The organism is Clostridium tunisiense TJ, from assembly GCF_000300195.1.
Classification (GTDB): Bacteria; Bacillota; Clostridia; order Clostridiales; family Clostridiaceae; genus Clostridium_J; species Clostridium_J tunisiense.
Genome location: NZ_AMQH01000011.1, coordinates 310,773 through 334,962, shown reverse-complemented (window position 1 = coordinate 334,962; position 24,190 = coordinate 310,773). Strand labels below are relative to the sequence as shown.

Genomic DNA, 24,190 nt, shown 5'->3' with positions numbered 1-24,190 from the left:
GCTAATATTTTATTAGTTATCATATATCAACAACTCCTTATTTTTTATTTTGCTGCTTATTTCCTTGGGGGTATGTGTAACTCCTTGTGGCAATCAGTAGCTTTTATTGCTTCAGTACATTGCTGATGAACATATCTTAACATGGGATAAAAGCTAAAACAACCCCTGTCCAAGAGTTTCATAATAAGGGTAAGATTATACAATTTAGCTTTTTATATTTTTTTATAAACTATAAAAAGCTAAAAATAAATAACATACTTGCATAAATGAATTAGGTATCTGAAAATAAATAATAAGTCAAAGAGGTGAAGGATATCTTCAGTGCACAAGCAAGCTTGCTTGTGCAGATAAGGAACCTGTTGACGCAGTATAACACAAAATAGACGAGTATACTGACTTACTTATTTTTAGAAGATGCCTTATAAAAAATCTTCAAATCAAAGGGGCTGGGAAGAGGGGTCATACATCTGTGAGTTTTTCCTAAAACATTTAGCTACACTGCATAATACTTTCACTTGAGATATAAGTAATTAGTAGTTAAGGGTAGCTTTTTATATTTTTTTATAAACTATAAAAAGCTAAAAATAAATAACATACTTGCATAAATGAATTAGGTATCTGAAAATAAATAATAAGTCAAAGAGGTGAAGGATATCTTCAGTGCACAAGCAAGCTTGCTTGTGCAGATAAGGAACCTGTTGACGCAGTATAACACAAAATAGACGAGTATACTGACTTACTTATTTTTAGAAGATGCCTTATAAAAAATCTTCAAATCAAAGGGGCTGGGAAGAGGGGTCATACATCTGTGAGTTTTTCCTAAAACATTTAGCTACACTGCATAATACTTTCACTTGAGATATAAGTAATTAGTAGTTAAGGTATATTATTACAGTAATTATATGGTAAAATGGTACTGTTGGAGATTGGGCAATTATAAAACATGGTTATCAAAACAACCTGATGGTTAGGAGGGGTTTTATGGCAAAAGCTAAAGTTATTATCTTTGATTTATTTGAGACAATACTTCATGACATTAAATTTGATTTTAATTCGGGTTTATTGTATTTACATGAAAATATTTTATCAAAAGATACTGATAAAGTTGAATTTCTACATTATGCTTCTACATATTGGAAAGGGCTTTATAATAAAAGAAGTGAGGATAATTCAGAACTGGCATTTGAGGACGAACTTTTAGATTTTAAAAATAAATATGGTTTTAAAGTGAATTCTTCAGTAGAAGAAATTTTATTTAATTGTGTAATTGAAATGAATGCTACTGAATTGTTTAATGACACTATTTCTACTTTAGAGCAACTTAATTTGTTAGAAATTCCAATTTATTTACTAAGCAATTCTATATTTAAAAGGAATGAAATGAAAAAGTTCATTAATCAATATGATTTAGAAAAGTATTTTGTTAATATACATTTTAGCGCAGATTATAAATTAAGGAAGCCACATAAAGATTTATTTAAAGTTGTATTTGATGATATTAAAACAGCTGATACCACAGTTGAAAAGGGACAAGTATACTTCGTTGGTGATAACTTTGAAGCAGATGTTCTAGGGGCTGAAAGTTTTGGATTCACACCAGTTTTTATAAACCGTAAACATAATAGTGATATAAATAAGAAAAATTTTATTGAGATTAAATCCCTAAGTGAATTGCTAGAAGTAATTAAATAAAGTTTCAATTTATAGAGTGGAAGACAAAACAGGAATTTGAAGAGGTGTTAAATATGAAAGTAGTAAAGCAAACTAGGAAAGTGAGAGGCTAAAAGTATGGAGAAGTCTTTAAATAATAAAAGATTAAGGATTAACTTATTAATTTTGCTACTAATTAGAGGAGCTTTATTATTCTTGAATAAGGTCTTTTCTCTATATGTTTTAATTTTTAGTATTAATCAAAATCCAATTAATTTAATATTAAATGCTTTGATTATCATATCTATCTTGAGGTTAATAAATCCAAGATTAAATAGGACTTTAAAGAGTCTAGTGAATTTTATAGCAATTACGTTTATCACAATGAGTTTATTATTTTCATTACTTACCAATACTCAGCCTAGGTATTTTTATTTTCCTTCGCCTAATTCTTCAAAAACTTTGATCGTAAAAGAGGGAACTTTTTTTAATGGTGGAATTATTAGCTTTTATGAGAGAAAAGGATTAATACTAGTAAAGGACTTAAAGGTTATTGAATCCACTGATGATAATTATAGGCCATTCTCAAGTAATGCTTATGGCGTAAACTGGTTAAATAATAGCTCTATCGAAGTTAATTATGGTTTTGGCGAAGGTGTATACAAAAGCGTTTTAATTGAATTGGATTAGCTGTGTAGAAAAAGCAAAATTATAATATAGAGATGCAGGGATAATGAAGTTAGGGGGATTTTATGTTTATAGAAATAAATAAAATGAAACCATTGAATATATGCGTGAATTGTTGTGGAATTGGAGATCCAACTGTTGTATTTGAGTCAGGGCTAGGTTGTACACAGGATGATTGGAAGGTGGTGCAAAATCAAATTTCTAAACATACAAGTACATTTTCTTATGATAGAGTGGGTCTTGGAAATAGTGATGCAGATGACTTGTCAAGAACCAGTTTAGAACAAGTTCATGAGTTACATACTGTTTTAAACAAAGCAAAGGTTAAAGGCCCTTATATCTTAGTGGCTCATTCAATTGGAGGTTATAATGCTAGGCTATTTGCAGCTACATACCCTAAAGAAGTGGCAGGTATTATATTCGTTGATTGTTCACATGAAAATCAATTTGAAGATAGGATGAAGCGCTGTACTTCAAAAGAGATAGAAGTGTTTAAAAGACAATTGATTGGTGAAGAGCAAAATTTTGATGAATTAATAAGGAGTGGCAAGGAAGTAAAAGAAGCAAGAAAAAAGGATACGCTAAGAAATATTCCAATGATAGTCCTTACAGCAGACCATAAAGGTGAAGAATCTTCTGTGATTACAGAAGAAACTTGGCGAAACTATCAAAAGGACTTAGCAACCTTATCAAATTATAGCAAACACATTATTGTAGAGGATTGTGGTCATTATATACAGAAGGACAAGCCACAGGTAGTAATTGATGCAATAAAAGAGATGATTAATGGAGTGAGTAAATAAATTCGGTGGTAGATGAAAGATATAATTGTGTTGTAATAAATAGGGGGGGAATCGATCGATATGAAACTAATATGGGAAAAACTTTATAAAGAAGCGATGAATGTAATAAATCCACACCAAGTTTCAAGTACTATGTGGGTTGGAGGTGTCGCTTCAGCGGTGCTAACGAAAAAGGGAAATATCTATACAGGTATATGCATAGATACAAATAGTTCATTAGGAATGTGCGCGGAAAGAAATGCTTTATCAACAATGCTCACTCATGGAGAAAATGAAGTAGATAAAGTGGTCTCTGTTTATAAAGATGGAAAAGTTATACCTTCTTGTGGTGCTTGCAGAGAATTTATGATGCACCTTGGAGAAGATGCAGGTAATATTGAAATACTACTTGATAATGAAGGGAAGATAATGAAGCTAATTGACTCACTTCCAGAGTATCCAAGATATAAATAGTTTTATAAAATCTATCATTGGCCATAAAAAAAGCTGCACTGCAGTAAACATACTTAAGAAGGGGTAAAGTGAATATGAAAGGCAAAATACTAAAAAGATTTATTCTAGCAACTAGCATATGGACTGTTACTATTATGGCATTTATAGCATATGCTTCAAGTATGATAAGTAACATGGCGAGCTCAATTTTGCCAGTAATCGGACTGGTGATTCTATGGTTATTAGTTAATTCGTTTATTATCTCACATTTTTTTAAAAGAAATGATAGATAAGTTTATGAGCATAATTACTATTATTATAAAAATATGGAATATAGTAATTGGGAAATAATTTACCCAAAAAAATAAGCTTTATTATCCTATGAAAAGATGAAGTAAAGATTATTTGTATACCAAACAGATAAACTATCGCTATTCAATGATTGTTTGATTTAAAAAAGATGAGGTGAAGGGCTATGATTGAAGTAGATTTAGAATATAAAATTTTGGGTAATGGTAAAACAGTGCTTGTTATAGAAACAGGCATAGGGAGTTCATTCTATGATTGGTATTCTATTGTGGAAGATTTAAAAGAAGATTTTACTGTTGTTTTATACCATAGATGTGGTTATGGGAAAAGCCAGGCCCCTAAAACTCCTAGAACTACTAAAAATATTGCAGAAGAATTAAATTGTCTTTTAGAAAACATAGGCATAAGAGATAAATTTATTTTAATGGGACATTCTTTTGGAGGGCTATGTGTACAGCACTTTGCAAAAATGTACCCTTATAAATTAAAAGGTGTTGTGTTACTTGACTCTACTTCCTTCAATTTCGAACAATTGTACATGCTTCATACACCAGTTATGAATTCTCTCATTGCAATTGATAAAATGGTAGAGAGTAATATTGATTCTTCAAAGAAATCAAAAGAAGAATTAAAGAAGCAGAATAGAAGTATAATTTCGGCTTATGAAAATCGTATAAGTGATGAAGATATGATAGCTGTAGAAGAATTTTTCACAAGTTCCATGCTTCATAAAACTATTGCAGAGGAATTCCAAAATTGGCATATAGATTGTAATGAAATTAGGAGTATTCCTGAATTTCCTAATATCCCGCTAATAGTAATAGCAAGGGATAATAAGGTAGCAGAAAAAGAGTGGATAAAATACAATATTCCAGAGAAAGAGGCAATTTTATATGAAGATCAGTGGCGAAAACTACAAATTGAGTTATCAAGACTTTCAAAGCAAGGAAAATTAATAGTTGCTGAAAATAGTGAACATGAAGTTTATTTAGATAGACCAGATATAGTAATTAATAGTCTAAAAACATTAATATATTAATTTTATTTAAGCTATAAAAATGGTAATTTATAGAGGTGAAAATCATTGGTGAAAGTAGAATTTAGTGTTGCGGAAGAAAAAGAGTTACAAGAAATAATTAATATATTTTCTGATGGAATTGAAGAGATGAACAAACATAATATTTTGCAATGGGATGAAGTATATCCAGATAAACACACCATTGAAACCGACATTAGAAATAAACAACTCTATGTTGGTAAAATTAATAGTGAGATAGCTTGCGTATATGTTTTAAATAATGACTGTGATGAAGAATATATTAATGGAAATTGGAAATATCCAAATGCAACTTATGCAGTAATTCATAGAATGTGCGTAAATCCCAAGTTTCAAAATCAGGGTATAGGTGCAGTAACTTTAAATCATATTCAAGAGAAGTTAAAAAATGAAGGTGTAGAGACGATAAGATTGGATGCTTTTTCACTAAATCCATTTGCCTTAAAAATGTACTATAAAAACGGCTACGTGAAAGTAGGAGAAGCAAATTGGAGAAAAGGGAAATTTTATCTTATGGAGAAGAAGCTTTGAAGCAATGGCTAAATTATCATAAGAATTTATACTTAAAGTCAACTAATTAATTAAGGCATACTTGTATAAAAGTGTGCATCTTTTGGTGAAAGTCAAATGTGGCGTAATGTTGAGGAGGTCAAATATGGAATATTTTAATGTATATAACAAATATGGAGAAAAAACAGGTGCAATAATTGAGCGAAACGAAGCTCATAAGAATGGGATATGCCATAGGGTAATACACTTATGGCTCCTAAATTCTCGAAATGAGCTATTAATTCAGCAACGTAGTGCGGACAAAGATGCAGGCGCTAATTTGTGGTATGTATCAGTCGGCGGGCATATTGAGAGCAGTGAAGGCATTGAAAGTACGTTAATACGTGAAACAAAGGAAGAATTAGGGCTGGATATTTCACCTTTCATGAATTCTGTAGAATATCTTTATACGTTCAAGGAAACTATGATAGAAAAAAATGGAGCTTTTTTTGATAATGAATTTTATGATGTTTTTGTATTAAAGGCAAACTTTGATATTGACGAGGTCACTGTGCAGCAAGAAGAAGTACAGGCGGTAAAATACATAAGTTATGATGAATTTAAAAATATAGTAATGAATCAGAATAAATCATTTTGGCAGCATAAGACCGGATATAAAATGTTGCTCATTGCATTAGATGAATTTTGTAAATCACATTAATTCCCTATGTATGGTATAAGCATAATCTACAGTAAACTTATTACACAATATTCTTATAGAACGACTAAAATAAATTTATAGGCAATTTCCATCTAAGCTTTAATTAAATTAAAGTATTAGATGGGAATTGTCTTTATTTTTTCATTTGTGCAGATAACAAAGGATTCCAGGTATATTTTTACATTAACCTCATGGTAAAATATAACTAGTAAGGAGAGTACTTACTAAAAATTTTATAAATTAACGTAATTGAAGTTTTTAAAATTTATTTAAATCATACAAAATAGTAAGTTGGTGAGGAGAAGTTTATTTGAAAAAGTAAAAGTTAGTGTTGGGGAAGAAAAAAGTTTCAAGAAATAATTAATATATTTTCTAATGTTGAGGTGATGGTTTAGTGGTTCAAAGAGTTAATGTGCAAGTATTTGTCTTTTGTAAAAATCCATCTTTTAAAGTGCTTATTTTAAAACGTACTCCTGAGAGGAGTGGTTATTGGCAACCAGTATGTGGTGGTGTTGAGACTGGGGAAAATTTCATAGAAACTGTACTGAGAGAGGTTTGGGAAGAGACAGGAATAAGTAATATCAAGTTAATTAGAGATTTAGAGTACACATTTGAATATGAAGAACCCAAAAACGGTGTATTAATGGATATGCAAGATTTTTGTTATGCAGCTGAAGTTGAAGATATACCTGAACTAAAATTATCTGAGGAACATGAGGAATATAAATGGTGTTCATATGATGAAGCAAAAGAATATTTGAGGTGGGAACATAATTTAATTGCATTAGAAAAGTTAATAAGCAATATTTAAAATAAGTGGGTGAATAACAATGGAATTGACAGCACAAAAACTTTCAGAAGAACAGGCAAGGGAGATTTCAGAATGGAGATACTCTGGAGAGTATTCAATTTATAATCTTCCATCATGGGACAAGATGGTTGAAGAAAATTATTCCATGACTGATGCTGTAAGAAGAGATAGGTACATTAGTTATGTAAATGAGGATGGTCAGTTAGTTGGATTTGTAAACTTATTAGATGAAGGAGACTCTGTATTCTTTGGAATTGGAATAAATCCAAACTGTTGTAATAAGGGAATGGGAAAAATAATAACTAAGATGGCTCTAGTGGAAAGTGAAAAAAGATTTCCTAACAAGCCTGTTGTATTAGAAGTTAGGACTTGGAACAAGAGGGCAGTGAATTGCTATAAATCACAAGGCTTTGAAATTGTTGAAACAAAACAGCAAGAAACATATATTGGATTTGGGGAATTTTATGTAATGAGATATGATTCTAAATAATTTAATTGAATATATATTATTAAGCGTTGAGAGTGTAAAATAGGACAAAGGTTTCTATACATAAGTGTGTGGGAAATAGTACCAGTACCTACTTGATTGCAGATGTAAAATACTGTATAATAAATATATAGATTTTGAAATGGAGGTGGATAAAATGATGAAAATTAATATGGCGACGAAATCAGTAGTTATTTTATCCGCATTTAATAAAAAGAATTAATTAGTTCTTCTTTTTCATAGCGAGATATAAACACCTCTGGTTTTGTCGGAGGTGTTTTATTTTATTTTTAGAAGGAGAGGTTCGCTATGAAAAAAATTAAATTTATTCAAATTGATAAGGGAAATGAAAAACAATTTCAACAGCTATTGAGTATGTGGATTCCCTATTTTAAAGAGATAGGAAGTTCAGAAAGTGACTCAATGATAACTGAATATGCCAGGCAAAGAGTAAACATACAAGGAAGTCGAGAGGATATGCACTTTGAGCTTTGTTTTGATGATAGTATTTTGATTGGATTCTGTTTTTATGCTGTTGATTTAGGTGGAATTAAGGATATTTTACCTCCTAATATGGGATATATAATGGAATTTTATGTTTTACCACAATATCGCCGTCAAGGATACGGGAGTGAAATGTTTAAGCATATAGAGAAGACTTTTTTAAGCCATTGTATAGAAGCTATGTATCTAACACCAGATGAAGTTAATGGGAAGCCATTTTGGTGCGGTCTAGGCTTTGAAGATAGTGGTAAAATAGATCCAGATAATCACAGCCCTATATACATTAAAAAGGTTGAAATTAAAAATAATATGAAACAAATTGAAGTTGTATTAGTTAATGCAGATAATCCTGATAGGTGTATGGATTTCATGAAACTAGGATACGAGTATATGAGAGAAGTAGCGTGGGATTGCTCTCTACAAGTACATGAGAGGTTTCTTAGTAGTATCATTAATAAACAAGGTGAAAATAATCGGTGGTTAGAATTGTTAAAGGTTGATACTGTATCCGTTGGGTTTATACATGCTAAGATTGATAAAGATGAAAGGGTTGATTGGGGATATATAATGGAATTTTATATAGACCCATCCTATAGACGAAAAGGACTTGGAACACATCTTTATGATTTTGCCAAACAAAAGTTTATCAGTTGTGGAGTAAAAAATATATGGCTTACTGCTAATAAGATAACTGGGGAGCCATTTTGGTTTTCCATAGGATTTAGGGATACAGGTAAGCTAGAGAATGAACTAAAAGTGCTAGAAATTTCAATATAACATTTAATGAATAATCTTCTTATAGTAAGACTAAAATAAAGCTTGGTAATTATTTTAATACTATTATTATAAGTTTGGCGTAGGTTATTTTTTAGGTTTATTTAACTCATGTTAGGATATAGAAAATGAAACTATAGACAATTTCCATCTAAGCTTTAATTAAATTAAAGTATTAGCTGTGAGTTGTCTTTATTTTTTCATTTATGAAAATAATAAGATAATTTAGGTGTATTTTTACATTAGCTACATGGTAAAATGTAATTTATAAGGAAATTATTTACTAAGGGGACCTGTAAATTAACTTATAAATATCGTAAATATAAAGTGTTTCAGCAGGGGGTGAAAAAATTGAAGAAGGAAGTAAAGGAATTATTGAGTGAACATATTTTAAAAGAAGCTGCAAAGAGATTTGGAGTAGATATTTTAGCTCTAAATTTAATTGGGGATTTTCAAAATTTTATTTATGAATATAAAAAACAAGATAAGTCATACATTTTAAGGTTAACTCATAGCTCCCACCGAAAAGAGGAAATGGTGAGAGGTGAGCTAGAGTGGATTTTATACTTAGGTAATAATGGAGTATTAGCTTCGAAGCCTATCAATTCTATACACCATAGACTAACAGAGAGAATTTATGTAAAAGATTCATATTTTATTGTCACATCTTTTGAGAAAGCTATTGGCAAGAAAATTGGATATCCTGAATGTATTAGTAATGACGAATTATTTGAGCAATGTGGTAGAGCAACAGGTAAAATACATTTTTTAGCTAAGAAATATATGCCTTCAATAAAAGAAATTCAAAGACCAGAATGGACAGAGAACTACTATTTAAAAAGTATAAAGAAATTTATTCCTGTTGATCAATATAAAGTCTATGAAAGTTATGAGGCTATAGTAAATAGAATTAATCAACTCAGTAAAGATTCAAATTCATTTGGAATTATTCATGGAGATATTAATGTTGGAAACTTTATATTAAGTGATGAAGGTATTAATATTTTTGATTTTGATGAGTGTCAATATAGTTGGTTTGTAGAAGATATAGCTATCCAACTATTTTACATTATCTATGTGTTTTTAGATGATAGCATAGATGAGAGACATGCTCAGGCACAACGGTTTATGGAAAGTTTCATGAAGGGCTATTCTAAAGAAAATTCTATAGATGAGTATTGGTTAAAACAAATACCTATATTTCTTCAACTGAGAGAGATAATTGTTTATATAGGAATACATCGTAGTGTTGATTTGTCAAATTTGAATGAGTGGATGAAAAATTACATTTTGCAAAGTAAATCCAGAATTGAACAACAAATTCCTATAGTAAATGAGGTTTTAAGTAGCTGGAAGTGAGCAATATAGTTAATCTATTATATTATGGGGGTATTTATATGGAATTTAAATTAGCATTATTATCTGTTAAAGATGTTAATGTTTCTAAGAAATTTTATAAGGAGCTTTTTAATCAAGAAGTTGTTCTTGACTTAGGGAGAAATGTAACATTTAGCGGTGGATTTGCAATACAAGAGGATTTTGCATGGCTTACAAATGTACCTGTTAATTCAGTTATAGAGAAGTCTAATAATATGGAACTATATTTTGAAGTGGATGATTTTGAAAAATTCATGGAAAAGGTGAAGGCTTATAAGAATATAGAATACGTACATGAGCCTAAGAAATATGAATGGCAACAACGAGTTGTCCGTATTTATGACCCAGACCATCACATTATAGAGATAGGAGAATCAATGAGCGTTATAGCAAAGAGTTATCTTGCTGAGGGTTATTCAATAGAGGAAACTTCAAGAATTATTCAACATCCAATTGAATTTGTTGAAATGATAAATAATGAAGGTATCATTTGATTAAAGTTAACTTAAGCGGAATCTTTCCAACCACCCATAAACACTATATAGTGTTATATTCGTTTATTGTTAAAAATACGAAGGAGGTACAGAAAATGGAGCAGAAAAAAATACCTTTTTGGGAGGAAAGTTATAAAAATGATTCTATTTCGGCATTCGGAATTAAGCCCAATCCAGAAGTAGAACAGTTTATTGATCTTTTTAATAAAAGAGGCAGAGTATTAGAAGCTGGATGTGGGGAAGCAAAAAATGCATTCTATCTTATAGGAAGTGGATTTGAAAATGTTTCTGCATTTGATTTATCAGAAAATGCTATAAATAAGGTGCATAAAATAGCAGAAAAACGAAATGTGGAGATAAATGCTTTTGTACAAGATTTATGTACATTTCAGTGGAAATATAAATATGATCTTATTATTTCCTTTGGAACACTGCATTTTGTTCATAGAGCAGGGTGGCATAAATTTATTAAGGATGCAAAAGAAAATACTAACATTGGTGGAATTCATGTTATTCAAATATTTACGGATAAAGTTCCAGCATCGGATGATATCAAAGATTTCGCAATTGGTATGGCGAAAGAAAGAGAATTGTTAGAACTTTATGAAGATTGGGAAATAGTTAATCATAAGGAATTTGTTCTTGAAGATGAACATCCTGGTGCACCTAAACATTTTCATGCCATTAATAAGATTGTGGCAAGAAAGAGATAATTAAAGTCAAGCTTATAATTCAACTATAGGTCTCCAAGAGAATGATTGTAAGTAGGTTGCAAGTAAGGCTTTGTACATAACAAGGAGGAGAAGGTTATGAAAAGAAAAATATTATTATTTTTAGCAAAAGGCTTTGAAACCATGGAATTTAGCGTGTTTGTAGATGTTTTAGGATGGGCAAGGGATGGTTATGGATGTGATGTACAGGTTGAAACCTGTGGATTTAACAAAGAAGTTATAAGTACTTTTAATATTCCTATAACTGTAGATAGGTTAATAGATGATATAAATGTTGATGAATATGATGCCTTGGCAATTCCAGGGGGATTTGAAGAATATGGTTTTTACGAAGAAACCTATGATGAAAAGTTTTTAAATCTTATCAGGGAATTTGATGCTAAGGGGAAAATTATTGCAACTATTTGTGTTGCAGCCTTACCCTTAGGGAAAAGTGGAGTTTTAAAGAATCGTAAAGCAACAACCTATCATTTGGGAGATGGGAAGCGTCAAAGACAATTAGCAGAATTTTCAGTAGACGTTGTTAATGAACCAGTAGTAGTAGACAAGAATATTATAACCTCTTATTGTCCAGAGACAGCACCTAAGGTTGCATTTAAGTTATTGGAATTATTGACATCTAAGGAGCAAATGGAAATAGTTAAAAAAGCAATGGGATTTTCATAAGAAGAATTGAGTGTTTGATAATTTGAAAGTATATACAATTAGGGGATTGATGAATTAAAAATATTTTGGGGGTGGTATTATGGGTAAAAAGTTTCAATTATGTGGAGCAAGTGTAATTATATACAAAGATAATAAAGTTTTATTGCAACAAAGAAAAGATAATAAATGCTGGGGATATCATGGTGGTTCGGTTGAGATGGGTGAAAAAGTTGAAGATGCTGCAAGGCGAGAATTGTTAGAAGAAACAGGATTAATAGCAAATAGATTAGAACTTTATGGTGTGTTTTCTGGCAGTGAGCAATATCATATGTATCCAGACGGTAATGAGGCGTATATTATTGATATAGTTTATTTATGTAATGATTTTATGGGTGAGGTACATATACAAGAATCAGAAGTTCTTCAGTTAAAATGGTTCGATTATGATAAAATTCCAGATAAGTTAAGCCCACCAATAAAATCAGTATTAATAAAATTTTGTAATGAAAAAATTAGACAGTTAAGTGAACAATAAATTAGTAGGAAATAAGCAATATAGAAATGAGGGGATTAAGATTATGGAGTACGAAATTATACATTTATCAAAGGAAAAATGGAAGGGAACTATAATTCCTATAAGGTACACTACAGATAAGTATTATGATGTTATAGTAAATAAAACAGGCAAAGGTTTTGCTATTGACATAGAAAAGAAAGACTTTGCAGAGCCAGTAACTCATACCCCAGAAGAATATAATTATCCAGATAAGTTATATGAAGATCATTGGGAAAATGCATATGCTTGGGGAGTGTTAGTAAATGATGAGCTAGTTGCAGCTATGGAGACAGATCAAGAGTTATGGTCTAATAGGTTAAGAATTACAGAACTTTGGGTAGCAGAAAATTATCAAAAGCAAGGAATAGGACATGCTTTAATTGAGATGGCAAAGGAACAAGCAAGAAGACAGCGCCGTAGAGCTATTATACTAGAAACACAATCTTGTAATGTTAATGCCATAGATTTTTATCAGCATGAGGGATTTACTCTTATTGGTATGGATACTTGCTGCTACAAAAACAATGATTTACAAAGAAAAGAAGTAAGATTAGAATTTGGATGGTTTCCAAAGAAAAAGAAAAGGTTAAGCCGTGAAGAAGTAGAAACTAGAATGGAAACTGAGGATGATTGGTACAAGGTAGAACTTATGACTCAGCATGCATTTTGGAACAATCATCATCTTGGATGTGACGAGCATTACCTTGTGCATAAAATGAGACAAGATAAAGATTTTCTACCAGAGTTAAGTAGAATAGCAGTAAAGGATGGAGAGATAATTGGATATATAATGTATTCCAAGGCAAAAGTTGTTGATGGTGAAGATACACATGAAGTTGTAACTTTTGGACCTCTTTGCGTAGAGCCTAAATGGCAAGGCTGTGGGGTTGGAGAACTACTATTAAGGGAAACCATGGACATAGCTAAAAATAAAGGCTATAAAGGTATTATAATTTTTGGAGAACCAGACTATTACCCTCGAATAGGATTTAAAACCTGTGATAATTTTAATATCACATCTGCTGAGGGGAGGAACTTTGACGCCTTTATGGGTATTGAGTTATGGGAAGGAAGTATGAAAGGTATAAAAGGAAAATTCTATGAATCTGAAGTTTTTGAAAACCTTCCAAAGGAAGAAGTTGAGGAATATAGTAAAAAGTTTCCTAAGCTAAAAAAACTAAGATTTCCAGGTCAATGGGATTAGGAGATGAACGAAAAGAGAGGAAAAATATATATGTTAAATGAAATAAAAGCAATGTCGCATAAAAAAATCTTTGCAGTAGGTATCACTATGGTATTAATAGGCTGTTCAATGTGGTTTAATCTTTGGACAAATATTGTTGGGGGTATTCTTTCAGGTATAGGGTTTTTGTTAATTATAATTGCGTCCAATAAAAAGTATTCTAATGTAGATAAGACGTAATTCAAATAAAAGACCACGTAATTTTTAAAATTTAAATAATGTAAGACTTATCAAACTAAGCGGTAAATAACTGTAAGTATAACCAAGTAATTACCGTTTACAGAGAAAAACTGAGAAAACAGAGAAGTTGATGTTTAAAGGTAGGACTGTATTTAGCCGTAGTAAGATAGCTTTTCTTAAATGTGGGTAATGTGGAGATGTTTAGGAGGTGTGGAGTGAAAGTGAAAACAATACTACCCTTTGGAATAAAGTATGCACCAATGGAAAAATTAGCTTTAATAAACTTTGAGAAAAAGCCAGATTCAATATATAGAGGCCTTGAGTTACAATATCTAAATGGCAATGAAGTAGGGACGGGATTTCGGGTATTAGCATATCGAAATGATGGATATGTAGATATGTATGACGACATGTCACTAAAATTTGATCCAAATGAGCAGTGCGATGTCGCGGAAAAAGGATTAAATAAGCATATACAAACGGATATGCAAAATATTGTTTTTGAAAAAGTGGATGGATGTGTAGAAATTTCCTTTGATTTTCAGGATTTAGAAAAACGAAGGGTTCATGTATATATAAAGGAAAAGACTAAGAAGAAAAGTACTCCCATGAATATATTGGCACCCATTGGGTTAGGAAGTAAAAGACCATCATGCCTTCCTATATTTTTCCTATATAACTTTGATTTTATTAGAAGAAAAAAAACTATTGTAGATGTTTGCATTGATGACACAGCCTTGAAATTAGATGCTTTTCCAATTCCAGTTCCTATGAATGGACAGATGCGCTACTATTCTAGATATACCATGGAAAGTCAGATCATAGAATTCATTCCAATTGATATGCAAGTGAAAGAAATAGAGTTAGATGAGCAGATGCAATATATTGACCAGGGGATTAAATATAAATTTGTTGAAACAGATAAGGGCATAGGTTTGTCTATAATAGAAGTAGTACAAGATAAAAAGGTTGTGATAAATTTTACCCCAGTATTTGTGATTGGTGATCAGACTGGTGAGTTTTCTATTAATCCATCTGAAGAAATGGGACATATTAAAGGAATATATCAGGTGAAACAAAAAGGGGATTTTCTTGACATTTCTTTAATACCGAATAGGGGATGGGTAAGTGTTCCAAATTCAATGATTACAAAAATAATACTATCACCTAAGTCAATATTTTGTAATTGGTGTAAAAAGTATCAATATTCTGCATTAGTTGATTTGAAAAAGATGAGGACAAGGGCAAAATGGAATAATGGGAATCAGAATAATAATGAATGACTAGTAGTATCTACTCATTAGTGCCACTTGAGGTGGGTATTATTGATGCGTTAGATAAAGCTAAAGGTTTATTTTTCCCATAAATGGTTGAATATTTAAAAAGCCATGGTATTAGTGATAGTTATTATGATATAGTGTTCTGTTCCATGATGATTATGGTTGTCCAGAGTTATAATCCAAATCATCTGGCCATGGACTTCAAGTTTAAAGTTATGGTTAGTTATTGGCTTTACTATGGAGTTTATATTTACCTTAATTCCTTCTATGTATTTTCTTAAAAATATATAGAAAAAGATTAAATAGTAGTTTAATTAATTCTGCCACTGGTTCATTTTGATGTTGAGGTTTGGCATCCTAGTTGGGAAAAACTACCCAAAGAAGATAAGAAAGATTGGTGTAAAACATATGATTTTTGATACCATACTTTTTGACTTAGATGATACATTACATGATAGAAATAAGTCATTGTGCAACTTTATTGATCTTTTTATATTTGAATATTCTCATGCGTTGACCTATGATAGTAAACTAATTATGAAAGAAGTTTTTTTTCAAATTGATTGGCAAGGGTATAGACCACGAGAAGAAATGTTCACGGAATTACAAAGCAGAATTTCGTGGAAATATAAACCTAATTTAAAAGAATTAGTTGATTTTTGGAATAAGGAGTTTCCAAAATGTGCAGAACCTATGGCGAATGTATATAAAGTTTTAGATTTTCTCATACAAGAAAATGTAAAAATGGGGATTGTAACAAATGGTCATTCTGATTTTCAAAATAGAAAAATTGATAAATTGGATTTAAGAAAGTATATGAAAACTATCATTATTTCTGAAGAAGTTGATGTTAGAAAGCCTAACCCTGAAATATTCCATCTTGCTTTATCTAGAGCCAACTCAAATAGTAAAGCCACATTGTTTGTTGGAGACAACCCACAGTGTGATATAAAAGGAGCAATTGATGTTGGTCTAAGTTCTGTTTGGTTAAGTAATGGACAAGGGTGGGATATAAATGAATATATGCCAAAGTATATTATTAATAATATATGTGAACTTATGAATATAGCAACTAAGCCATTTTTACAAAAGAGGACATTAGAGTTTTTAAAATAGAAGAAATAGAGGGAGATATTTTATGAGAGAAATAGTATACGATAACTATTATTGGCAAAAGGATTCAATTAGACTTAGAGCTTGGAGAGAGGAAGATTGGGAATGGGATTATTATACTAATTTTGACAGTATAGCAGGACGATTAGTAGATTATATGATTGAACTTCCTCCGGTAATCTCTGATTCGAAGAAGTCTTCTGAAAGAATTGCAGATTTTTCAAGCAGCAATGGTAGAACATTTTTTGCTATAGAAACCTTAGAAGGAGTACATGTTGGAAGAATAAACATATTATTAGATGATGACAGAAATGGGACTTTTGGAATTGGACTTAAAGTTGCTAGGGAATATAGGGGGAAAGGCTATGGAACAAGTGCTGTGGAACTGCTTTTGAAATACGCATTTATGGAAAGAAGGTTAAATAAGTATTCTATAAGTGTTTTAGAGGGAAATGAAGCCTCTATTAAAATGCATAAAAAACTTGGATGTGAACAAGAAGGGATTTTAAAACAAAATATTTATACAAATGGTAGATATTACGATGAGATATATTTTGGATTAACAAAAGATAGGTATCTAGAAAGTAGATTATCTAAATAAAATAAATATATTTGAGTAACTAAACATCAGACTTACAAGTAATAAATTAGACTATACATATAGGAGGGTAATATGTTTCCAAGTAGAAAAATGGCTGAGAGAGAACTAGAAATAGCAGGACAATTAAACCAAGGACCATGGATAAAACATTCCATTAATGTAGGATTAGCAGCCCAAATCATTGCTGAAAAATTTAGTAATCTTAACCCAGACAAAGCATATGTGTTAGGACTACTTCATGATATAGGTAGAAGATATGGAGTAAGTGCAAGAAGACATAGTTTTGACGGATATAAATTTATGATGGAAAAAGGTTGGGATGAAGCAGCTAGAATTTGTTTGACACATTCATTTCCAGTTCCTGATATTGACAAAGAAATAGGGGGAAATGATATGAGTGAGGAAGAAGGTGAATTTGTAAGAAAGTATTTAAATGACATAGCTTATGATGACTACGATAAATTGTTAATTGTTTGTGATTCAATTGCAGATGCTCAAGGTTTTTGTATGTTGGAAAAGCGGTTTGTTAATACGACAAGGCGCTATGGAACATTTCCATTTACTGTGGAACGCTGGAATGCAACATTTGAAATGAAAGAATATATAGAAAAACAAATAAATTGTTCAATATATGATATTCTTCCAAATGTAAAAGAGACTACATTTATAGATGCACCGTTATGGAAACCCCCAGTAAAAGAGACAAAGTCCAATTTGCATAATTGATTAAATGAGTAGATTTAAAGTTCAGTAATGTCAGAGCGTGATTATATGTTGATTTAGCAATGTGAGGTGTGGTGAGTGTTTAAAGTAAACTTTTATGAATTAAATACTATAGAAGATAGTAAATTAAAATTTGCTGTGATAATGACAAAATTTAATGGACAATGGATTTATGTAAGGCATAAGAATAGGAATACTTGGGAAATCCCAGGGGGACATAGGGAGGGAAATGAAACTATCAATGATGCTGCATCAAGGGAATTATTTGAGGAAACAGGAGCAATGAATTTTAAATTAACTCCAATATGCATCTACTCTGTAGAAACAGATGAAAATATTCATTATACTGATTCATTTGGACAGCTATTCTACGCAGAAGTACAAGCATTAGATAGTGAACTTCATTATGAAGTAAGTGAAGTTAAATTATTTCATCATATGCCAGATAATTTAACTTATCCTTTGATTCAGCCATTTTTACATAAGAAAACATTAGAGTTTTTAAAAGAGATATGATTATAGAACTTTAGGGTGAGATATATAATGGCAAAAGAAAACTATTTTACGAAGGAAAGTTAATCTAGAATATTCTACTAATAGGAGGAATTAAATGCATTTAGGTTCTATTTATTTAATAGTTAGGGACTTTCAGAAGTCAATTATATTTTATGAGAAGTTACTTCAGATGCCTGTTACCAAGAAAAACATGGATAGATTTGCAATGTTTGATTTTGAGGGGAAATGTATAGCTCTTATGAATGGCTATTTTGATTCGGAAAATCCAGATAAAGTAATACATAAGGGAGAATATTTAGAGTACTTTGATGATTTGAAGACAATTTCTACTTTACCAAATTCCCGTAAGTTTGTCTTAAATTTCTGGGATGAAAATTTAAGAGAAGAATATAACCGTGTCAAGGAATTAAATATTACTGATAATATAACTAAAATTAAGTATGTCTGCAATACAAGTCCATACTATTATTTTCAATTAACTGATCCAGATGGAAATATTATAGAGGTTACTGGTGACTATTATCCAGAAGTTGGTGAATTTGATGAATGAACACTGGGGGGAATATTGTTTGTTAAAGATAAATTACAAAAACCAAATAGTTACAGAAGAAGGATTAAGTGAAAATAACTTTAATGATATTAAGAAGCTAGTTGACATATGCAATAAAAAAGATAATACAGATTTAAAGTTTTATTTTGATGGAGAAAGAAAAGATATTACTAAATTTTTATTTTATAATGAAGAAAATGTAATTGCATATTTCGGCATAACTCCAGGGTATAATACAGGAACGTATTATGCATGGGGGACAATTCATCCAGAGCATAGAAGTAAAGAAAATTTTGCAGAATTTTTTCAGAGCGTAAAATGTAAATGTAAGGAGTTAAATATAGGTAGTTTAAAGTTTATAAATGAAAGAGGAGCATATAGTATTGGTGAATTTGTTAAGTGTGTAGGTGGGAAGGAGCAATATTCAACATATATAATGAATTTTAATAAACAATATTACAAAGGAGACTATTCGGAATATACTGATGTTGTCTTGAGTAAGGCTTCACTTGATGATTTAAATGATATTGTTTTAATAGGTATGGAAGCTTTTGGGACAACAGAAGAAGAAGAAAAATCATATAATGAGTCAAATTTAAAGAATCCTAAATGTAGTAACTTTGTTTGTAAAGTTAACAATATTATAGTAGGAATTGTATCTGCAAAGATACATAATAATGAAGGAAGTATTGCTGATTTGGCGGTTCTTAAGAGCCATAGAAAAAAAGGTATTGGAAGAGCAATATTAACAAAAACAATTGATTATTTATTAAGTTGTGGAATTGATAAAATTAGTCTTAGTGTTGAAACAGAAAATAAAAATGCTCTATTGTTATATGAACATTCAGGATTCACAACAGTAACAGCTAATGATTGTTATGAGATAAAAATATAATTTAAATATAACAGCATAAATTAATAGAAACCCTAAATAATTTTTTATGATAATTGTTTTAATGGCATGGTTGTAAAGAAAATAATATCAGCAAGATTCAGTAGGAAATCAGCTTATGCTTATTAAATGAGTAGGGTAAGTTAGTAATTAGCAATAATTCAAATTTAATGGCATTGCAAAGAGCTAAGAATGAATGGATATTGGGATATCATAGAGTCAAAAGTAATTCCTTGTGATGTAAGAAATAAGAAGATGATAGAGTTTTAAAAAAATCTAGTTAGGGGATTTTGGAATGAGAAATATAGTAACTCAAGAAAACTATTTTAAGCAGTTAATGACTGAACAGGAATTAATCCGTTTTAGCATGTTATATGCTATAGGTACAATTAAGGATTCCTTTATTGTAACAAATGATAAAAATATAGTTATTGGGCAACAACGTCTAACATCACCTTTATGGATTTATATTAAAGATAATTTATCTGGTGATGAAAAGGATGCGGTTGTGAAAATTATATGTGAGAAACTTGTACTTAATCCTAATCTTAATATAGACGGAGAAGAAAAATATCTTGAGTCAATACTTGAAGAGGTTTCAAGAATTTCAGGAGTTCCTTTTAAGACAAGTGTTCCTAAAAATTCATATGTTTGTCATAAACTTATAAAGCCTGAATTGGTTTCTGGTTGTTTATCAAAAGCCAGTGATAAGGATTTAGAATCTCTCACTATGTTTTCTAGAGACAATTGGGAAGAACTTGGCTTTGGACTTCTTACACCTGAACAAGCTAAAAAGTCAGCACAACGAAAGCTCACAAAACCTGATTTTCATGTTTGGAGAAATGAAGAGGAAAACCTCGTTGCCATGGCATCTGTACATAAATATGGGAGTATTGCCATGACTGATGGTGTTTTTACTGACAGAAATCATCGTAATAAAAGGTATGCAAAGTTTCTAATGTATAGAATTACAGAGGATTTGCTGAGGGAAGGCTTTACGCCAGTATTGTACGCTGATTGTAGAAAAGCAGCTCCAAATAAAGTATATAAAAGTATTGGTTATGAGGACTGTGGAAAAATTATTGAATATAAATTTTCAAGCAGTAAATAATTTGAATGATGTTCTATTAGAGAGTAAGAGTTATCTTTATTATATTTGAGTAATAATATAATAAAGAGTAAATATGTTGTACTTTTATGAGTTAAGAGAAATTTATAAATTATTATAAGTTAGGCTTTACTTATAATAATTTATAAGTAGAAATTTGCAACATAGAAAAGGAGGCTAGCTATGATTGAGTACAGATTTGATACGCAGCTATTAATTGAAGGTGAAAATCTTTCAGAAGATGCAATAAATGATTATATATCAAAAAACTTTGAAGGTGATTGTTTGCTTGTAGTTGGGGATGAAGAGCTGATAAAAATACATTTCCATACCAATACTCCATGGGAAGTTCTTGAATATTGTGCTTCATTAGGAGATATTCATGATGTTGTCATAGAAAATATGGAGCGACAGGCCAAGGGTCTTAAAGGGTAAATAATAAATAAGATTTTTCAAATTTAACTTATTACAATTCCATTTCATTTTAATAGTAGTGGTTCTTATTTTGAATTTATAATAAGTAAGACCAAGTGTTAATTATAGCTAAAGTGATAGTTTTTTTAAATTACCACTTTAGCTATATATACTTAAAGTTCTTAAACTTGACTTACACAAAAAATAAATTTTTTAAATTATAGTAATCTAAAGAGCGGAAAGTGTTGAATTACACTTTAAAAATAGGGCTAAATACATATTCTTACATAATAGTTATGGTATAATAAGTCTAAATTACTAGGAACTAGTATTTTAAAACAAAGAGGTTTTTAGATTGGGGATGAAAATATGCTACCTAAAAGGTTAGCCAGAACTATTATTTATGAAAATCCATGGGTGAATTTATATGTTGACAAGGTTATGTTTCCTGATGGAAGGTTAATTGAAAAACATCATTATTTACACTTTGAAAGTCAATCAGTGGGAGTAGTGATAGAAAATGATAATGACGAAATTCTCTTGATTCAATCCTATAGATATACTACTAATTCAATTGAATGGGAGATACCAGCAGGAGGAATTGAAAAAGGAGAAAAGCCTGAAGAGGCTGCTAAAAGAGAAGTTCTAGAAGAAACAGGCTATAAGGTAACAGAGCCTAAACTTATATGTACATATAATCCTTCGAATGGCATGTCTGATGCTGTAGTTAATATAGTAAGGTGCAAAGCAATAAGCTGCATTGAGGAATTTGATAAAAATGAAGTTAAAGAGCGTAAATGGATAAAAATTAGTGAAATTAAAAAGATGATAAGAGAAAATAAAATAAACTGTGGGTTGACCTTAACAGGACTGCTTCTTACATTCTCAGGGATTATGGAGGTTGAAAATGGGATTTAAAGATTTTATGAATAATCAGTGGCCGGATCAATGCATGGGATGCTCTATTGGAAAGGGGGACATGCTACCTCCAGGGGGGATAATATATGACACAAAAAACTTTGTTCTTCACCAAGACCCGGATGTTCCACTTAGCGGATTTTTAATTGTTGCAGCTAAAAATCACATAAGATCTATTGCAGAGCTAACCTTAGAGGAATCTACAGAACTTTTTCAGTTAGTTTATAAAACAAGGGTTGCCATGAAACAGGTATGTGATATTAATGAGGTTACTATTATTCAAGAAGAACGCTCAGGTCACTTTCATTTATGGCTATTGCCTAGATATCAATGGATGAACCATAAGTTTAGCAACTCTTTAAATAATATACGAGAAATAATGGCCTATACTAAAGAAAACCTTAAAACAAAAAATAATTTAGAACAGGTTTTATTAGCTGTAGAAAAGTTAAGAGAGGCTTTTAACTAGCTCAGTGATATAACCATAAGAAGACAATTTATAGGTAAAGCTTTAATTACATTAAAGCATTCGCCATAAATTGTCTTTATTTTTGTTTTTTACCAATAAATAGAGTTATTAGGCATATTATTACAGTAATTATATGGTAGAATAGGATTAATTAGAAAGTGGGCTATAGCAATTAGAAACAAACTAAATGTGGGGCTAATAATTGAGAGGGGGAGAGAGTTTGGGACACTTAGATATCTATAAAATTAATCGGGCTAACTCAGAAGAATGGTCAAAGTATCATGCCATTTATAAATTAAGTAATTTTAATGAATGGATGTCATTAAGCTTTCAAAGCGATATAGAACGTTACAAGATATTGGGTAGAAAGAGATGTTAAAAGAGTAGGTGGAGCACTCATCAAACCGAATATGCTAAAGTGCATGTTCACTATACCCACATTTCAAGATAACAAGGAACTAATTGAGGTGTTAACTCTGTATGTTACTTGTAATTATGATGTTAGGTGAAATGTTTATGCATAACTTAAAGTATTTTAATAAAAGATAAAGGAGAATAAATATGATTAGAGATTATAAACAATCTGATATTGATGAAATTGTAAAAATATATACATTAGAATACAAGGCGATGCCAGCAGAAATTGAAAATTTGAAGTCTGCATCTAAAATTTTAGTATACGATGATAATGGAATTAAAGGATTTATTCATTTAGTAATGGGTGGCGGCCATTGTTATGTTGAAATGGGAGCTGCAACTGACGAACTAATAATACCAGTAGGTTTGAAACTTTGGGAAGAAGCTAAAAAACTTTTTATAGAGAGGTCTATAAATTTTATTGAAGTTTCTCATGTTAAAGATAATCTCACCTGGCAACAGCTATTTAATGAAATTGGATTTGAATATTGGTATTCTGTATATCGCTTTTCATATGAGGGAGCTAAATTTAATGAACATAATATTCATGCAGTAAAATATGAAGATAAGTATTACGAGGATAAAATAAGGCTTGAAAGTGAAGCTTTCTCAGTATTGAGAAGAGAAAATGATATTAAGCCATATAATTGGTATTTGAGTGCAAGCAAAGAGGTTATTGAAAACAATAGAAAGGCAACACTAGAGGAAAAAGAATACATATATATCTTTTTTGAAAACAATGAGATTGTGGGTGCCTCAATGGTAAAAAATGCTGAGATAGATTTATTGTTTGTTAATATCAAATATCAGGGAAAAGGCTACGGTAAAAAAATATTAGAATTTACAATAAATAGAGGTTTAGAGCAAAATGCAGCAGGTGTGAACTTAAATGCATTAGCAAGTAATGAGAAAGCCCTTAAGTTATATAAAAATATAGGATTTAAAGTTGTACAAGCCCAAGACTGTAGAAGACTAATTATAAAATGATATATTTCATACACAGAATAGCATAAGCGCTTCACCTAATAATGTACTCAAGTCAGCTTTAGCAGGTTTTGTTCAAGTTTTTAGAGTAGCCAAAGTATATTCCTTTACCTAGCCATACTTGGCTTAGTAAAGGAACGTCTCCAGTGCGAAACCTTAGAAGATAGTCGTATTTTGAAAAAAGTGTGACATAAATGTTCTTTGAAAATTGAATAATACGGTATTTACAAAATATGTTATAATTGAGTCGTGATA

At 30.7% G+C, this 24,190-nt stretch carries 31 protein-coding genes; all 31 read left to right on the top strand.

Annotated elements, in window-relative coordinates; translation table 11 throughout:
• Nucleotides 1-981: 981 nt before the first annotated feature.
• The 31 genes from C661_RS0111725 to C661_RS0111570 all read left to right on the top strand — a co-directional run bounded on the left by C661_RS0111725 (nucleotide 982) and on the right by C661_RS0111570 (nucleotide 23,938).
• Complete coding sequence (locus C661_RS0111725; RefSeq protein ID WP_017415511.1) at nucleotides 982-1,692, top strand: HAD family hydrolase; 711 nt, start codon at nucleotides 982-984, stop codon at nucleotides 1,690-1,692.
• Between the two features lie 96 nt (nucleotides 1,693-1,788).
• On the top strand, nucleotides 1,789-2,340 hold the full coding sequence (locus tag C661_RS0111720; protein WP_017415510.1) for a hypothetical protein: 552 nt from the start codon (nucleotides 1,789-1,791) through the stop codon (nucleotides 2,338-2,340).
• Between the two features lie 62 nt (nucleotides 2,341-2,402).
• The gene (locus C661_RS0111715) at nucleotides 2,403-3,140 is read left to right on the top strand and encodes an alpha/beta fold hydrolase (RefSeq protein ID WP_017415509.1); all 738 of its coding nucleotides are present in this window, start codon (nucleotides 2,403-2,405) and stop codon (nucleotides 3,138-3,140) included.
• Nucleotides 3,141-3,200: 60 nt separating this feature from the next.
• Nucleotides 3,201-3,593 (top strand): cytidine deaminase family protein, encoded by a 393-nt coding sequence (locus tag C661_RS0111710; protein ID WP_017415508.1) that lies wholly within the window; start codon nucleotides 3,201-3,203, stop codon nucleotides 3,591-3,593.
• A 454-nt stretch (nucleotides 3,594-4,047) separates the two neighbouring features.
• Nucleotides 4,048-4,920: an alpha/beta fold hydrolase gene (locus C661_RS0111700; protein WP_017415506.1), complete on the top strand. Its 873-nt coding sequence runs from the start codon at nucleotides 4,048-4,050 to the stop codon at nucleotides 4,918-4,920.
• 48 nt (nucleotides 4,921-4,968) lie between these two features.
• A complete protein-coding gene (locus C661_RS0111695; protein ID WP_017415505.1) occupies nucleotides 4,969-5,469 on the top strand; it encodes a GNAT family N-acetyltransferase in 501 nt (166 codons plus the stop codon).
• Nucleotides 5,470-5,593: 124 nt separating this feature from the next.
• The gene (locus C661_RS0111690) at nucleotides 5,594-6,148 is read left to right on the top strand and encodes an NUDIX hydrolase (RefSeq protein WP_017415504.1); all 555 of its coding nucleotides are present in this window, start codon (nucleotides 5,594-5,596) and stop codon (nucleotides 6,146-6,148) included.
• A gap of 394 nt (nucleotides 6,149-6,542) precedes the next feature.
• Nucleotides 6,543-6,959, top strand: a complete 417-nt coding sequence (locus C661_RS21795) for an NUDIX hydrolase (RefSeq protein WP_017415503.1) — start codon at nucleotides 6,543-6,545, stop codon at nucleotides 6,957-6,959.
• Nucleotides 6,960-6,978: 19 nt separating this feature from the next.
• Entirely contained in the window at nucleotides 6,979-7,449 is a 471-nt protein-coding gene (locus C661_RS0111680) for a GNAT family N-acetyltransferase (RefSeq protein WP_017415502.1), read from the top strand.
• Between the two features lie 306 nt (nucleotides 7,450-7,755).
• Nucleotides 7,756-8,727 (top strand): GNAT family N-acetyltransferase, encoded by a 972-nt coding sequence (locus C661_RS0111675; RefSeq protein ID WP_017415501.1) that lies wholly within the window; start codon nucleotides 7,756-7,758, stop codon nucleotides 8,725-8,727.
• Between the two features lie 348 nt (nucleotides 8,728-9,075).
• On the top strand, nucleotides 9,076-10,083 hold the full coding sequence (locus C661_RS0111670) for a phosphotransferase enzyme family protein (RefSeq protein ID WP_017415500.1): 1,008 nt from the start codon (nucleotides 9,076-9,078) through the stop codon (nucleotides 10,081-10,083).
• A 38-nt stretch (nucleotides 10,084-10,121) separates the two neighbouring features.
• Entirely contained in the window at nucleotides 10,122-10,595 is a 474-nt protein-coding gene (locus tag C661_RS0111665; RefSeq protein WP_017415499.1) for a glyoxalase/bleomycin resistance/dioxygenase family protein, read from the top strand.
• A 95-nt stretch (nucleotides 10,596-10,690) separates the two neighbouring features.
• Nucleotides 10,691-11,308, top strand: a complete 618-nt coding sequence (locus tag C661_RS0111660; protein WP_017415498.1) for a methyltransferase domain-containing protein — start codon at nucleotides 10,691-10,693, stop codon at nucleotides 11,306-11,308.
• Nucleotides 11,309-11,404: 96 nt separating this feature from the next.
• Complete coding sequence (locus C661_RS0111655; RefSeq protein WP_017415497.1) at nucleotides 11,405-11,992, top strand: DJ-1/PfpI family protein; 588 nt, start codon at nucleotides 11,405-11,407, stop codon at nucleotides 11,990-11,992.
• Between the two features lie 79 nt (nucleotides 11,993-12,071).
• Complete coding sequence (locus C661_RS0111650) at nucleotides 12,072-12,506, top strand: NUDIX hydrolase (protein WP_017415496.1); 435 nt, start codon at nucleotides 12,072-12,074, stop codon at nucleotides 12,504-12,506.
• A 43-nt stretch (nucleotides 12,507-12,549) separates the two neighbouring features.
• Nucleotides 12,550-13,731 carry a GNAT family N-acetyltransferase gene (locus tag C661_RS24245; protein WP_017415495.1) on the top strand — a complete coding sequence of 394 codons (1,182 nt, stop codon included), beginning with the start codon at nucleotides 12,550-12,552 and terminating at the stop codon, nucleotides 13,729-13,731.
• Between the two features lie 3 nt (nucleotides 13,732-13,734).
• Nucleotides 13,735-13,950 carry a hypothetical protein gene (locus tag C661_RS0111635; protein WP_017415494.1) on the top strand — a complete coding sequence of 72 codons (216 nt, stop codon included), beginning with the start codon at nucleotides 13,735-13,737 and terminating at the stop codon, nucleotides 13,948-13,950.
• Nucleotides 13,951-14,165: 215 nt separating this feature from the next.
• Nucleotides 14,166-15,233 (top strand): hypothetical protein, encoded by a 1,068-nt coding sequence (locus C661_RS0111630; protein WP_017415493.1) that lies wholly within the window; start codon nucleotides 14,166-14,168, stop codon nucleotides 15,231-15,233.
• Between the two features lie 83 nt (nucleotides 15,234-15,316).
• Entirely contained in the window at nucleotides 15,317-15,511 is a 195-nt protein-coding gene (locus C661_RS23970; protein ID WP_192812661.1) for a hypothetical protein, read from the top strand.
• Nucleotides 15,512-15,638: 127 nt separating this feature from the next.
• Nucleotides 15,639-16,346 carry an HAD family hydrolase gene (locus C661_RS0111625; RefSeq protein ID WP_017415492.1) on the top strand — a complete coding sequence of 236 codons (708 nt, stop codon included), beginning with the start codon at nucleotides 15,639-15,641 and terminating at the stop codon, nucleotides 16,344-16,346.
• A gap of 22 nt (nucleotides 16,347-16,368) precedes the next feature.
• Complete coding sequence (locus tag C661_RS0111620) at nucleotides 16,369-16,944, top strand: GNAT family N-acetyltransferase (RefSeq protein WP_017415491.1); 576 nt, start codon at nucleotides 16,369-16,371, stop codon at nucleotides 16,942-16,944.
• A gap of 72 nt (nucleotides 16,945-17,016) precedes the next feature.
• The gene (locus tag C661_RS0111615) at nucleotides 17,017-17,670 is read left to right on the top strand and encodes an HD domain-containing protein (RefSeq protein ID WP_017415490.1); all 654 of its coding nucleotides are present in this window, start codon (nucleotides 17,017-17,019) and stop codon (nucleotides 17,668-17,670) included.
• Between the two features lie 75 nt (nucleotides 17,671-17,745).
• Entirely contained in the window at nucleotides 17,746-18,183 is a 438-nt protein-coding gene (locus tag C661_RS0111610) for an NUDIX hydrolase (RefSeq protein ID WP_017415489.1), read from the top strand.
• 94 nt (nucleotides 18,184-18,277) lie between these two features.
• Nucleotides 18,278-18,733 (top strand): VOC family protein, encoded by a 456-nt coding sequence (locus tag C661_RS0111605; RefSeq protein WP_017415488.1) that lies wholly within the window; start codon nucleotides 18,278-18,280, stop codon nucleotides 18,731-18,733.
• Between the two features lie 19 nt (nucleotides 18,734-18,752).
• Entirely contained in the window at nucleotides 18,753-19,628 is an 876-nt protein-coding gene (locus C661_RS0111600) for a GNAT family N-acetyltransferase (protein WP_017415487.1), read from the top strand.
• A 292-nt stretch (nucleotides 19,629-19,920) separates the two neighbouring features.
• Entirely contained in the window at nucleotides 19,921-20,736 is an 816-nt protein-coding gene (locus C661_RS0111595; RefSeq protein ID WP_017415486.1) for a GNAT family N-acetyltransferase, read from the top strand.
• Between the two features lie 180 nt (nucleotides 20,737-20,916).
• Nucleotides 20,917-21,168 carry a fatty acid kinase subunit FakA-related protein gene (locus tag C661_RS0111590; RefSeq protein ID WP_017415485.1) on the top strand — a complete coding sequence of 84 codons (252 nt, stop codon included), beginning with the start codon at nucleotides 20,917-20,919 and terminating at the stop codon, nucleotides 21,166-21,168.
• Between the two features lie 348 nt (nucleotides 21,169-21,516).
• Nucleotides 21,517-22,065, top strand: coding sequence for an NUDIX hydrolase (locus C661_RS0111585; RefSeq protein ID WP_017415484.1), 549 nt, complete (start codon nucleotides 21,517-21,519; stop codon nucleotides 22,063-22,065).
• Nucleotides 22,055-22,534 (top strand): HIT family protein, encoded by a 480-nt coding sequence (locus C661_RS0111580; RefSeq protein WP_017415483.1) that lies wholly within the window; start codon nucleotides 22,055-22,057, stop codon nucleotides 22,532-22,534. Before C661_RS0111585 ends, C661_RS0111580 begins: the two co-directional genes overlap by 11 nt.
• Nucleotides 22,535-22,754: 220 nt before the next feature.
• Nucleotides 22,755-22,913: a hypothetical protein gene (locus C661_RS23650; protein WP_017415482.1), complete on the top strand. Its 159-nt coding sequence runs from the start codon at nucleotides 22,755-22,757 to the stop codon at nucleotides 22,911-22,913.
• Between the two features lie 182 nt (nucleotides 22,914-23,095).
• Nucleotides 23,096-23,938, top strand: a complete 843-nt coding sequence (locus C661_RS0111570; protein ID WP_017415481.1) for a GNAT family N-acetyltransferase — start codon at nucleotides 23,096-23,098, stop codon at nucleotides 23,936-23,938.
• Nucleotides 23,939-24,190 lie beyond the last annotated feature (252 nt).

Coding starts and splice junctions, on each gene's coding strand:
- C661_RS0111725 (WP_017415511.1), top strand. CDS start 982: ATGGCAAAAGCTAAAGTTATTATCTTTGATTTATTTGAGACAATACTT.
- C661_RS0111720 (WP_017415510.1), top strand. CDS start 1,789: ATGGAGAAGTCTTTAAATAATAAAAGATTAAGGATTAACTTATTAATT.
- C661_RS0111715 (WP_017415509.1), top strand. CDS start 2,403: ATGTTTATAGAAATAAATAAAATGAAACCATTGAATATATGCGTGAAT.
- C661_RS0111710 (WP_017415508.1), top strand. CDS start 3,201: ATGAAACTAATATGGGAAAAACTTTATAAAGAAGCGATGAATGTAATA.
- C661_RS0111700 (WP_017415506.1), top strand. CDS start 4,048: ATGATTGAAGTAGATTTAGAATATAAAATTTTGGGTAATGGTAAAACA.
- C661_RS0111690 (WP_017415504.1), top strand. CDS start 5,594: ATGGAATATTTTAATGTATATAACAAATATGGAGAAAAAACAGGTGCA.
- C661_RS0111680 (WP_017415502.1), top strand. CDS start 6,979: ATGGAATTGACAGCACAAAAACTTTCAGAAGAACAGGCAAGGGAGATT.
- C661_RS0111675 (WP_017415501.1), top strand. CDS start 7,756: ATGAAAAAAATTAAATTTATTCAAATTGATAAGGGAAATGAAAAACAA.
- C661_RS0111665 (WP_017415499.1), top strand. CDS start 10,122: ATGGAATTTAAATTAGCATTATTATCTGTTAAAGATGTTAATGTTTCT.
- C661_RS0111660 (WP_017415498.1), top strand. CDS start 10,691: ATGGAGCAGAAAAAAATACCTTTTTGGGAGGAAAGTTATAAAAATGAT.
- C661_RS0111655 (WP_017415497.1), top strand. CDS start 11,405: ATGAAAAGAAAAATATTATTATTTTTAGCAAAAGGCTTTGAAACCATG.
- C661_RS0111650 (WP_017415496.1), top strand. CDS start 12,072: ATGGGTAAAAAGTTTCAATTATGTGGAGCAAGTGTAATTATATACAAA.
- C661_RS24245 (WP_017415495.1), top strand. CDS start 12,550: ATGGAGTACGAAATTATACATTTATCAAAGGAAAAATGGAAGGGAACT.
- C661_RS0111635 (WP_017415494.1), top strand. CDS start 13,735: ATGAACGAAAAGAGAGGAAAAATATATATGTTAAATGAAATAAAAGCA.
- C661_RS23970 (WP_192812661.1), top strand. CDS start 15,317: ATGGTTGAATATTTAAAAAGCCATGGTATTAGTGATAGTTATTATGAT.
- C661_RS0111625 (WP_017415492.1), top strand. CDS start 15,639: ATGATTTTTGATACCATACTTTTTGACTTAGATGATACATTACATGAT.
- C661_RS0111620 (WP_017415491.1), top strand. CDS start 16,369: ATGAGAGAAATAGTATACGATAACTATTATTGGCAAAAGGATTCAATT.
- C661_RS0111615 (WP_017415490.1), top strand. CDS start 17,017: ATGTTTCCAAGTAGAAAAATGGCTGAGAGAGAACTAGAAATAGCAGGA.
- C661_RS0111605 (WP_017415488.1), top strand. CDS start 18,278: ATGCATTTAGGTTCTATTTATTTAATAGTTAGGGACTTTCAGAAGTCA.
- C661_RS0111595 (WP_017415486.1), top strand. CDS start 19,921: ATGAGAAATATAGTAACTCAAGAAAACTATTTTAAGCAGTTAATGACT.
- C661_RS0111590 (WP_017415485.1), top strand. CDS start 20,917: ATGATTGAGTACAGATTTGATACGCAGCTATTAATTGAAGGTGAAAAT.
- C661_RS0111585 (WP_017415484.1), top strand. CDS start 21,517: ATGCTACCTAAAAGGTTAGCCAGAACTATTATTTATGAAAATCCATGG.
- C661_RS0111580 (WP_017415483.1), top strand. CDS start 22,055: ATGGGATTTAAAGATTTTATGAATAATCAGTGGCCGGATCAATGCATG.
- C661_RS0111570 (WP_017415481.1), top strand. CDS start 23,096: ATGATTAGAGATTATAAACAATCTGATATTGATGAAATTGTAAAAATA.